The following is an 11,024-nucleotide window of genomic DNA, read 5'->3' on the forward strand; positions in this document are numbered from 1 at the left end:
CCCGAGCTTTGTCTGATGTGCGTCCACCTCCTCGCGGCGGGTCCAAGACCCGAGGAGATGATGGACAACATCTACGAGACCGCGGAGGCGATGATCCGCGAGCGGCTTTCTGCGCGCCGGCGCGACTTCGTCGAACGCTGTGTGATCCTGGCGCTGTGGATCCTGCGCCAGCATGGGCCGCACGGCTTCCGGGAGTTCCCGCTCGACCGGCGGGCGCTCGGCCGCTCCAGGATCTTTCGGAAGGTAGTCGTCATCGAGGATGAGGAGCGCCGGGTGCCGCTCCTGACCGAGAACCAGATTCGCTCCGCCACCAAGGCGCTCGTCGAGATCGGGCTCATCGTCCTGGCCCTGGCGCCGCGCCGCAAGAACCCGTTCCGCCGGTCTGCCGACGTCTACGTGATTGGCATGGAGTTTGCGGACCTCTTCCCGAAAACCCAGGAATCCGCGCCGCAGGCGCGCCCCACAGATGCTGTGCGGAGCACGCCGACTCTGAAGTCACCCGTAAAGGATAGGGTTTTAATTAAAACACCTCTGGTGCGGGTGACTTCGGCGAGCCGGTTGCCGCGCCCCTTCCAGCGCCGCCCCACGCCAAAGACCGAGGAGGATCTCCACGAGGCGCATCTCGAGGCCCTGCGGATCCGCATGACCGCGACACCGGTTGCGCTCTCGCCGGAGGCAGTGAGAAGCGTCCTCGATCCGCGCTACCGGTTCGGATCACCCCGCCAGCCCGGCTCCGGTGAGTGGCAGCCAGGAGGCATGCCACCCTCAACCCTCGAAACCGCGCCGAATGTCGCTCTCGGCCTTCGCATGAACCGACGATAACGCAAGATGCGAGAGACGGCTGAAGAGGCGGAGGAGGGGAAATGACAACCAGATCAACATCCGCGCTTCGGTGAGTGATCTCGATCGCTTCGGAGAGTGGTGCGCGTAATCGCTCCTTCATGCCGCGAGGGCTTCGGAGAACTCGTGAGCTGATCGATCGGTCCTGACATAGAAAAAGCCCTCGCGAGGAGCCACCGCGAGGGCAAGAGCTAGGCCCTGCTGAAGATCAAGGAACGCAGGGCTGAAGGCGACAATGGCGGCGGACCGCCGCAGAGCGGTCGAGATGTTGAAGACCATCTGGGTCATTGCCGCGGGAACCCGGAGAGCTCCTCGAAGCGCTTGACCGCCCTTCGGCCGAACATGCGGTCGGCGACACGCACCGCCTGACTGTACATTGACTCGACGTCACGCTGCGACTCCGCCATCCCGATTGCACGGCCGTACAGCTCCAAGGCCATGTCGAGATTGCCCAGCATCAACGCCGCCTCGGCCTCCGTCGCAATCCGCCAATGGGTCTCCGGGGCCGTTGCGCAATGTGCGAGCGCGCACTCCGCCATCGCGCGGACGTTCGGGTTCGGCGCGGAGTTCGCCGACGAGGCAAGGAGGTCGAGGAAGGCGATATTGATCGCATGATAGTAGGCTTGCGCGGAATCTTTAGCTTCTTCCGCCTGCCGGAGGCCTGCAGAGTAGAGTTCTCGCGCTCGCGCGAGATCCTCCGCCTTCCGCTCCACAAGCCAGCGACGCTTGAGTCTTCCGCCGAGGACGCCTAACGCATCAGTGGAGCTGATGCCCCCCTTGTACCGCTGCTCGAGCACGGCGAGGGCCTTGGCGCCCTGTCCCAATCCGTCGTAGGCGAGCGCGAGGCTGACGAGTGCATCGGGGTCGAGCCTGTCGGCATTCTCCTCAAGCCTATCAACCGCTTCACGAAATCGCTTGAGCTCGACGGCAAGTCGGGCGCTGTCGATGACGTCTCGCGCCACGCCTTCACCGGTTAGGCCCTGCACGACCAGCAACACGCTGGGGTGATCCGCTGCCTCAGGCTTGACGATCTCCACGTGGTTGCCAGTAACGGACCGACGCACTTCGTCCGGGAACGGCTCGACCGAGGACGCGATCGGGACGAATTCGTCTCGATTGCCGCCCACTGCTCGGAAGAAGAATTTGGTGCCACCACCGAACCTAGTGTTCCAATCCTCGCGCAGCCTCGTGATGAACGGCCTGCCAGCGCGCATGTCGCGGAACTGCCGCTTGAACAGCCTACCGAACCACGCCTTGATCAGGCCGTTGCTCGGCGTCCCGAACAGGAACAGATGCGAGACCTTGTCCGCGAGCGTCGGATCGTCGAGCAGCGCGCGTTGCACCACGAGACCGCCCATGCTGTGTGCGGCGATCGCAATCGCCCGGCAGCGGTCGAACGGAGGAAGCGAGAGCGCCGTACGCAAGCTCAGCGCCAACGTGTCAATACTTGGATCGGCTGCCCAGATTCCGGGGATGTCGATGCGCAGAGTCGAGGGGTAACCTAGGCCGAACACGTCCCAGGACCTGAGTCGTGGGTCCTTCTTGAGGAAATCGGGGAACTTGCCCCAGGTGGTTGAGGTGTTGCCACCAAAGCCGTGCAGAAATACGAAGGCTGCATCGCTGCCGGTAGCCCGATGCGGAACCTGGATCGGGATGGGCCGTCGCTCCCAGAAACGGAGCCATTGCGGCAGGAACGACAACATTGGGCGTCACTCCGAGGCGCGACAGCATCGGGCGCAACCAAAATAGTAGGATAACTGCTCATATAGTACCGTCAAGTTGTCGAGCGTTGGTCCAGCAAGGCCTAGCCAGTCCCGCCGGGAAATTTCCCCCTCATCACCTCGTAATATTCGGCGAACATGTGTCCTCCTGCGCCTGCCACTGCTAAGATTGGGCGATGACCCACCTGGTAATCGGCATGCTGAATCACTGGCTACCCAAGCCCTTCCTACCGGGCGCCACCATCGCGTCAGGACAAGCGCATGCAAACGTCTCACCCCTTTCGATTAAGGCCGCCGATGACAAACACCACAAGCACACCCGAAAACCCCAGCGGGAGCGTCGATCTAGCCGTCCAGCGCCCGCTTTGCTTCGTGCTGATGCCATTTGGGCAGAAGCCGTCCGTCGGTGGCGGGATGATCGACTTCGACGCCGTCTATAAGGAGCTGATCGCCCCTGCAATCGACCAGGCCGGCCTCGAGCCGTTGCGAGCCGACGAGGAGATGACCGGCGGGGTGATCCACAAGCCGATGTTTGAGCGGCTGATCCTGTGCGAATTCGCGGTTGCGGACCTCACGACCGCGAACGCGAATGTGTTCTATGAGCTCGGCGTGCGCCATGCGGTGCGCCCCTGGAGCACAATTCTGCTCTTTGCCGAGGGCGGTACACAGCTGCCGTTCGATGTCGCGCCCCTCCGCGCGATTCCCTACCGCTTGAGTGCAGACGGCAAGCCCGCGGAGCCCACGGCAGTGATGCCCGCTGTCACGCGGCGTCTCCTCGAGGCGCGCAATGCCGACACGGACAGCCCGATCTTCCAGCTCGTGGAGGGCTTCCCTGATATCCAGAGGTTGAAGACCGATGTGTTTCGGGAACGCGTGGCCTATTCCAACCGCATGAAGGAACGCTTGGCGGCCGCGCGGCGGCAAGGTGCCGATGCGGTCCGGGCCATCGAGACGGAGCTCAAGGACATCACGTCCCAGGAGTCCGCGGTCGCCATCGATCTTTTCCTGTCCTATCGCGCCGTCAAGGACTGGCAGGCCATGATCGATCTCGTGGCCCGCATGCCGCCACCGCTTGCCGCAACCGTCATGGTGCAGGAGCAACTCGCGCTGGCGCTGAACCGCGCCGGCCGCGGGGAGGACGCCGAGCGGGTCCTGACCGAACTGCTGCAGAAGCGAGGCCCGAGCAGCGAGACCTATGGACTACTCGGGCGCGTCTACAAGGACCGCTGGGAGGCGGCCGCCAAGGCTGGCAACCGGCCTCTCGCCCGCGGCCTGCTCGAGAGGGCCATCGACGCATATCTGCGCGGCTTCGAGACGGACTGGCGGGACGCCTACCCCGGCGTGAACGCCGTCACCCTGATGGACCTGAAGGACCCACCCGATCCGAGGCGTGAGCAGTTGTTGCCGGTGGTCAGTTACGCGGTCGAGCGGCGGATCGCCAGCGGCAAACCCGACTACTGGGATCATGCGACGCGCCTCGAACTCGCTGTGCTGGCCAATGACGAGGATCGGGCGGGTCAGGCCTTGGGAGATGCGCTCGCGCTGGCTCGTGAGGAATGGGAACGGGAAACCACGGCCCGCAATCTGCGCCTCATCCGGGAGGCGCGCCAAAACCGTCAGGACAGATCGGATTGGATCGGCGAGATTGAGGCAGCCCTTGCAGTGCCAACCTCAGAATAACGTTAGGTGCTCCGGTCGGTTCTGTCAGAGAATCGGAGCGAGACCACACCGCTGTAGGGGATGTCGGTTTCGGCCGGAACCTTGGCCAGGATGTCATCGACGGCTCCCGGATTGTGCGAAGAGAATCGACCGCAGACCAGAAGAGTTGCAGAGCGGGCGCAGCCTATACCGCCCACCACGGCGTGGTTTACCCGTCTCGGACACGAGACAACACCTCGTATTGTGCAACGCGTTGACGTTCTTCATGGAAGATACATTGGAGCAGCGGAGGCGGACATGCGCACGAGCCTGTGCGTCGGATCCATCCTGATGGCTTGCTGTCTGTGCCAGGCTGAGGCGGAAGAGCGCGTCAATATTGCCGAACTGTTTGCTCAGGCGGAGCGCGAGGCACGGGTGGGAATTGCCCGCAAGACCAAGCCCGTGGACGTGCGGCCGGCTCGGCTCGGTGAGGTCGTTGTCACGGTCATCGCGGGCGAGGGAAAGGAGACGCAGAGCCCTCCGGCTCGGGAGGGCGACATGGTCGTGCGCAACCGCTGCCCCGAGACGGGAAATGAAGAGATCCTTGTCACCGCTGAGAAGTTCAAGGAACGCTACGAGGGGCCGATAGGACCCGCCGACGCAGATGGCTGGCGCCCATACCACCCTCGCGGAGTCGAGATGCGATACTTCATCGTTCGCGATGCGGATGACACCTTTACCTTCGAGGCCCCCTGGGGAGAGCCGATGATCGCCCGCCCTGGAGATGCAATCGTCCGCAACGCAAGCGATGCCAGAGATACCTACAGGATTGCGGCGGCTGCGTTCGCTTGCACCTATGAGATCGTGCAGCCTGCGCAATGATTTCGGATCTGCCGGTTTGGCAGTAAGGCGGGATAACTGTCGTGTGAGCAGCACGTCTTGGCGGATTGCCCGCAGACGGTCGGACCGGCCGTCTGCGGGTCTAAAAAGAAATCCGTCCGGCATGAAGCGACCGAGCGGGGAGAGTAGGGGAGAGCCGGTGGGTCATACCGACCTAGGCCCAGATTGCACCTCGCCGGGTTAAGCATTCCTTTGGCAGATTGCACACAGACAGCCCCAGGATCGAGCGTTGCGAGCGCATCCGGTAACTCCCTGTCTTTGTGCGATAGGACACCGACACGCAGGTCGCTGTTGTATTATCATTAGACATTGGCTCGGCGCGTCATGGCAGACCTGATCACCTCTCTTTCGTGCCCAGAGGATGAGGCGGCTCGGGACACATGATAGATGTAAGCTGATGAAACCTCGCGCGCCGGCAAAGGTAGGGGGACACATGTCTACACCCTGGTTTATCGTCGCGACTTCTCTTAAAGGAATCAGCGAGGTCCGCGGCGCCGTCGACAACCCAAAGATCGTTGAGATGTTCCGGATTTCCGGGCATCCAAAGGTTCAGGACGACGAGACGCCATGGTGCGCCGCTTTCGTCGGAGCCTGCCTCCGGCTCTCGGGCTATCGCAGCTCGGGCAGCCTGGGCGCCCGTAGCTATGAGAATTTTGGCCTGGATCTTAAGGGTAAGCCGCAGCACGGCTGCGTCGTCGTCTTCACACGTGGCGATCCCACGGCCCACACGGGCCATGTTGCTTTCTATGATCGCGATGATGACGATCACATCTTTGTTTTGGGGGGAAATCAAGGTAACGCAGTCACAACGGCGCGGTTTCCCAAGAGCCGTGTGATCACTTATCGGATGCCGACCGAGACCGCGCCCTTACCTACCAACACGACGCTACCCAACATTCTTGCACTCGATCCGGCCAGTGCACCGCCTCACGTGCTCGAAGCGGCTGCAACTTCGGACACCGACGTGGCAGAGCCCCGTGAACCACGCGCGACGGAGGTGCTGGCTGAGGGCGCCATCGGCCCACGCGTGCGCATGCTTCAGGATGCGCTCACCGCCCGCGGTTTTCAACTCGGCAGCATCGATGGCGAGTTCGGGCCCCGCACGGCCGCAGCGGTGAGCAGCTTTCAGAGCGTGCAAGGCCTGCCCGTTACCGGCATTGCCGACAACCATACCCTACGGGCCCTAGGGTTGGCCGTGTCGGAACCAATCCACCCCGTGCCTGTACCTGTGCCTGTACCACAAGGGCTGCTTCCTCCTGTGCCACGGGGACCTGGAGCGGATGGCACAGGGGGAGGGGCGGCAATGCAGCAGGATATTCTCAGAGCCTTGTTCGAAGCTTTTGTGGCGAAGCAGCAAACGCCGCCTGTCACCAGCGGGGCAGGGCAGAGCGGCACAGGGCTCGACACCCCACAGCTCTTGCAGGTCGTCCTTGGTGCTCTCGCCGGCAAGTCGCTTGCGCCTTCTCCTGAATCGCCGACTGGGACGGCGCCTCCGGTGTTATCCCCCATCGACAAGTTGCTTGGTGGAGAGGCGCTGGCAGGAAAAAAAACGCCCCTCGCGATCCTTGCTTACGCCGTTCTGGCCATCCTGCAGTCCGTCGACGTCGCTGGTACCGCTACCGGCCCGACTGCTACCCCTACTGGTCAGATTCTCACAACGTTGATCGCCTCTTTCGGCGGGCTCGGTGTTCTCGGCAAGATTGATCGGGTGGTGCAAATGCTCGGCATCATCGCCGCCAAATCGCCGAAGTAAGCAAGGCACGAGTACTACGTCCCTCCTGCACGGACCAAGAAGCTCAGTCATGGCACACCGTTTCGAGGACCTGGGAGCCGAATACGCCGATCGCTGGCAACGGATGACAATCCGCCCGGAGCGGCTTGCCGAGGTCAACGCGATCGCTAGCCGGCTGATCGGTTCTAAGGCGCGTTACCAGCAAGTTGAATCTGCTACTCGGGTGCCGTGGTTCATCATAGCGATGCTGCATCAGCGGGAAGCCAGCGCAAATTTTGCGGGCGTTCTCCACAATGGCGAGCGCATCATCGGCACTGGCAAGATCACGCATCTGGTGCCGAGAGGTCGCGGCCCATTTTCCTCCTGGGAAGAGAGTGCGATCGACGCACTGACCATGGCGCCGCACTCGCTCCATCTGGTCAGCAAATGGACGATTGAGCGGGCGTGCTTCGAGATTGAAAAATACAACGGTTTTGGCTACCGCAACCGTGGCATGAACTCACCGTACCTCTGGTCGTTCTCCAACAACTACGCGCGCGGCAAATTCGTGTCTGACGGCCACTTCGATCCGGCAGCCGTCGACAAGCAGTGCGGCACGATGCCGATCTTAAAGCAGATGATGGGGCTCGACTCTTTGGTGCGGCTGGATGGTGGTGCCATAGTGCCAGTCTCGCACTCAACTGTTGAGCCTGTGCTCGGGATGGGATTGAAGGGCGAGGCCGTACGACAGTTGCAGGCTGCACTTGTAAGTCAAGGCTTCCAGGTCGGTGAGATCGACGGTGACTTTGGGCCCAACACAGCCGCCGCGGTAAAGGCATTTCAGATTGCGTGCCGCCTGCCGGCGACCGGCTTGGCAGACCAGGCCACGTTACAGGTGCTGGCGACCGGTCAGAAGGCTCCTGCGCGAGACACTCTGGAGTCACGTGACATCCTGCTGGCCCTTATCAGTGCGCTGAAGGCACAGGCGCCTGGACATGATGGGCCTCCGTTGGAGGGTGCGCCAGAAGGGCCCGCCAACGTACTGCGCCTCCTTCTTGGTGCGCTGATGGGCAGGCAGTCGGTTTCTGTGCCAGATGGAGCGGTAGTCACAGCGCCGGTACTTTCACCAATCGACAGGGTACTCGGTGGGGAAGCGCTGGCCGGGAAAAAGACTGCACTGGCCGTGGTGGCCTATGCGGTGCTTGCAATCCTTAAGACTGTTGGCGTCGTAGGGGCGGCAACACCCGCCGGGCAAATTGCAACTGTTTTGATTACGGCTTTCGGTGCACTGGGCGGCGTTTCCAAAATCGACAGAGTGATCCAGACACTTGGTATCATGGCCGCCAAGCCGAAATAAGCGGTAGAGCTCTGTCACGGCAAGTTGCTAAAAGGAGCAGTTCTGAACGGCTTTGTCACGGGAACGGTCCTTACTTGTCGAGAGCGGGCAGGTGGGGCAGTGTTTTTCTTGCAGTTTCAGCGTCCTAGCGAGAGTCGAAATAATCGTGGACGGCTGCAAAACACCCGCTACTTGCGAGATGTCACAACGTCCGCCGCGGTGGAGCACCTCATGACTCGCTAGCTGAAAAGGGATGAGCCAACGTTCAGCCCATGATACCAACAAATTTGGCCTATGAATGTAATATACATACTTTAAGGCCCGAGGTGGATGCAATGCATCGAAACATTCTCGTTTTTTCTGATGGTACAGGCAATAGTTCGGGAAAGCTGTTCAGGACAAACGTGTGGCGGCTCTACAAAGCGGTCGACCTCTTCGACCCTAAAGACCCTCAACACCCAAGACAGTTCGCCTATTATGACAATGGGGTCGGAACCTCGTCATTCAAACCATTAGCTGTCCTGGGAGGTGCGATCGGTGTGGGGCTAGCCCGCAACGTGCGCGATCTCTACGCTTTTATCTGCCGAACTTACCGACCAGGCGATAAAATTTACGCCTTCGGCTTCAGCCGAGGTGCCTTCACGGTACGGGTCCTGGTCGGGCTAATCATGAACCAGGGAATCGTACGCTATACCGGGAGCGAGGCAGACCTGAAGCGCGATGTCGCCAATGCGTATCGCGCATTTCGGAAAGAGCGATTCATCTGGCGGACGCAACCGCATGTGGTCTTTATCCGCTGGCTGCGGGATCATGTGAGCGCATTGCTCAGCAAGTGGTTGGATCGCAAATCCTACAGAACTTATGATAAAAACAACAACATACATTTCGTGGGCGACGGGGAACTCAAGGTCGAATTCGTCGGCATTTGGGACACTGTGGCAGCCTACGGTCTTCCTATCGACGAACTCACCCGTGCCGTCGATTATTACATCTGGCCGCTGTCGATGCCGGATCGGGACCTGAGCCCGAGGGTCAATCGGGCTATGCACGCCCTCTCCCTGGACGACGAACGCAACACATTTCATCCCCAGTTGTGGAATGAGGGGCATCCGCCAAAACGGCCCGGCATCCCTGCGCCAAACGAGGGTAAGTCGACAGGGACTATCCAGGATGAGCGTCTATCACAGGTCTGGTTCGCAGGCGTCCACTCCGATGTGGGTGGAGGGTACCCGGATGACAGCTTGAGCTACGTTTCGCTCGAATGGATGATGGCCGGAGCAGAAAGGGCAGGCGTGCGGTTCTGTGACGAGATCTGGAAGGATTACCGAGCGCTTAGCGACGAGAATGGCCCGATCCATGACTCCCGTCGAGGCTTGGGCGGCTACTACCGGTATAATCCGCGCCGAATCGAACGCCTGACCGATACGGACGAGGTGAAGATCAATCGGATAAAAATTCACGAGAGCGTTCTTCGACGCATCCAGGTCGGTCAGGACGGTTACGCTCCAATCGTGCTGCCACCCGACTTCGACGTGGCGGAGATCGGAGGAAAAATTACGCCAGGCGAGACGTACCTCAAGACAAATCTTGGCCGAAAATCAGACTACGATGTAAGACGCGAACACGTCTTCAACTGGGTTTGGTGGCGACGGTTTGCCTATTTCGGGACACTCTTTGCCACCGTTGCACTTGCTCTGGCCCCGCTTTATCAATCCCCCTTGCCAAAAGGGACGTGCGAGTCGGCGTTCTGCTTCACATCGGAATGGATCAACGTCCTGTCCTTCGTGTTGCCTGGTTTCGCGGCTACCTGGACGGACACTTTCGCGTCGCACCCTGTGGTTCTCTTGGCAATTGGGGGGCTGATCCTAGTTGGTCTCCTGTCCGGCAGCTGGTGCGAAAGGCGCATCCGCGATGCCATGCGTCCCATCTGGTATTCAATCCCAGCCACAAGCCCCAACATGCCGGAGCGGACCTCCCTAGCACCGACCGAGCCGGGTGCGGTTAACCGCGCTATCCAACGTTTCAGGACGAAAGAGTGGTACCGAAAGGCGTTCTGGCATCTTACGCACACCCTTATGCCCGCGGCCTTCCTTCTCGTAGTCGGGTATGGAGCGCTCGCCCTTGTCACCCGACTCGTATTCTCGATTCAGGACAGCGCTGGCGCGATCTGTATCGCTAGTCGGGAGCCCCTGTTGGACGTCGCGTCCGGTCCGTCCCAAGTCGAGTTCCAAACTAAGGCGCTTTGCAGTCCAACCGGCCTGAGGCTGGTGAAAGGTGGAACCTACCGTCTCTACTTTACAATACCTGGAGGGGATCGGTGGATGGACAAAACGCTTAAAATTCCGGCCGGTCCCAACGGCGTGCATCCGGACGACGTGACCATTCCGATGACTGCGGCGGTGCCGCTGCGGCGACGCCTAACACAGCCTTGGTTCAAACCAATGGCGCGGATCGGAGACATTGGCGCCGATGATTACGCCCTCGACTCGAAGCCGTCACTGCCAGAGCGTGAGATTTACGCCAGCAAAGGGGCATCGCCAGCTGACATCACATTCGAAAGCGAAATCGTTGCGCGTTCTTCGGGGGAACTCTTCCTTTATGTGAATGACGCAGTTTTTCCCCCTTACTTCAATAATTGGTTCTACGATAATAACCGAGGCTCGGCACGTGTTACAGTGAAGCTGATTAACACGCCGTCCCTCTAGGCCAGCTCCAGCTAATCGATCTGAGAACTTGAGGAGAAAATATGAGTAAGCTGGTCGAACTTCCAGAGGAGAGATACAGACACGACGCGTTCGAAAGCTTTTCAGCTGCTTCGGGCCTCAGCATCGGCACGGCTCGAGCAGCAGCGTGGCTCTCGCGGCTCGCTTATAAGGGG

The 11,024-nt window shown here is 60.7% G+C and carries 8 protein-coding genes; 6 read left to right on the forward strand and 2 right to left on the reverse strand.

What is annotated here, in order from left to right; genetic code table 11:
- Nucleotides 1–822 (forward strand): hypothetical protein (locus BN1233_RS31395; RefSeq protein ID WP_210168228.1); only part of this gene is annotated, 822 nt, incomplete at its 5' end.
- 117 nt (nt 823–939) lie between these two features.
- Here the strand turns inward: BN1233_RS31395 and BN1233_RS31400 are convergent.
- Both BN1233_RS31400 and BN1233_RS31405 read right to left on the reverse strand, forming a co-directional pair.
- Nucleotides 940–1,128, reverse strand: coding sequence for a hypothetical protein (locus tag BN1233_RS31400; protein ID WP_046867605.1), 189 nt, complete (start codon nt 1,126–1,128; stop codon nt 940–942).
- Nucleotides 1,125–2,543, reverse strand: coding sequence for an alpha/beta fold hydrolase (locus BN1233_RS31405; protein ID WP_046867606.1), 1,419 nt, complete (start codon nt 2,541–2,543; stop codon nt 1,125–1,127). The genes BN1233_RS31400 and BN1233_RS31405 overlap by 4 nt, the downstream gene beginning before the upstream one ends.
- A 315-nt stretch (nt 2,544–2,858) precedes the next feature.
- Here BN1233_RS31405 and BN1233_RS31410 point away from each other — a divergent pair, with 315 nt between their 5' ends.
- The 5 genes from BN1233_RS31410 to BN1233_RS31430 all read left to right on the forward strand — a co-directional run bounded on the left by BN1233_RS31410 (nt 2,859) and on the right by BN1233_RS31430 (nt 10,851).
- Nucleotides 2,859–4,241, forward strand: coding sequence for a TRAFs-binding domain-containing protein (locus tag BN1233_RS31410; RefSeq protein ID WP_048709308.1), 1,383 nt, complete (start codon nt 2,859–2,861; stop codon nt 4,239–4,241).
- Between the two features lie 276 nt (nt 4,242–4,517).
- A complete protein-coding gene (locus tag BN1233_RS31415; RefSeq protein ID WP_197094610.1) occupies nt 4,518–5,081 on the forward strand; it encodes a hypothetical protein in 564 nt (187 codons plus the stop codon).
- A 451-nt stretch (nt 5,082–5,532) separates the two neighbouring features.
- Nucleotides 5,533–6,852, forward strand: coding sequence for a C40 family peptidase (locus BN1233_RS43550; RefSeq protein ID WP_052764004.1), 1,320 nt, complete (start codon nt 5,533–5,535; stop codon nt 6,850–6,852).
- 49 nt (nt 6,853–6,901) lie between these two features.
- Nucleotides 6,902–8,167: a peptidoglycan-binding protein gene (locus BN1233_RS31425; protein WP_046867607.1), complete on the forward strand. Its 1,266-nt coding sequence runs from the start codon at nt 6,902–6,904 to the stop codon at nt 8,165–8,167.
- A 314-nt stretch (nt 8,168–8,481) separates the two neighbouring features.
- A complete protein-coding gene (locus BN1233_RS31430; protein ID WP_046867608.1) occupies nt 8,482–10,851 on the forward strand; it encodes a DUF2235 domain-containing protein in 2,370 nt (789 codons plus the stop codon).
- Nucleotides 10,852–11,024: the final 173 nt, after the last annotated feature.

The organism is Microvirga massiliensis, assembly GCF_001006805.1.
GTDB lineage: Bacteria > Pseudomonadota > Alphaproteobacteria > Rhizobiales > Beijerinckiaceae > Microvirga > Microvirga massiliensis.

Bases quoted from the DNA above. Each gene is read 5' to 3' on its own strand.
- BN1233_RS31415 (WP_197094610.1), top strand. From the start codon at position 4,518: ATGCGCACGAGCCTGTGCGTCGGATCCATCCTGATGGCTTGCTGTCTG.
- BN1233_RS31410 (WP_048709308.1), top strand. From the start codon at position 2,859: ATGACAAACACCACAAGCACACCCGAAAACCCCAGCGGGAGCGTCGAT.
- BN1233_RS31400 (WP_046867605.1), bottom strand. From the start codon at position 1,128: ATGACCCAGATGGTCTTCAACATCTCGACCGCTCTGCGGCGGTCCGCC.
- BN1233_RS31405 (WP_046867606.1), bottom strand. From the start codon at position 2,543: ATGTTGTCGTTCCTGCCGCAATGGCTCCGTTTCTGGGAGCGACGGCCC.
- BN1233_RS31425 (WP_046867607.1), top strand. From the start codon at position 6,902: ATGGCACACCGTTTCGAGGACCTGGGAGCCGAATACGCCGATCGCTGG.
- BN1233_RS43550 (WP_052764004.1), top strand. From the start codon at position 5,533: ATGTCTACACCCTGGTTTATCGTCGCGACTTCTCTTAAAGGAATCAGC.
- BN1233_RS31430 (WP_046867608.1), top strand. From the start codon at position 8,482: ATGCATCGAAACATTCTCGTTTTTTCTGATGGTACAGGCAATAGTTCG.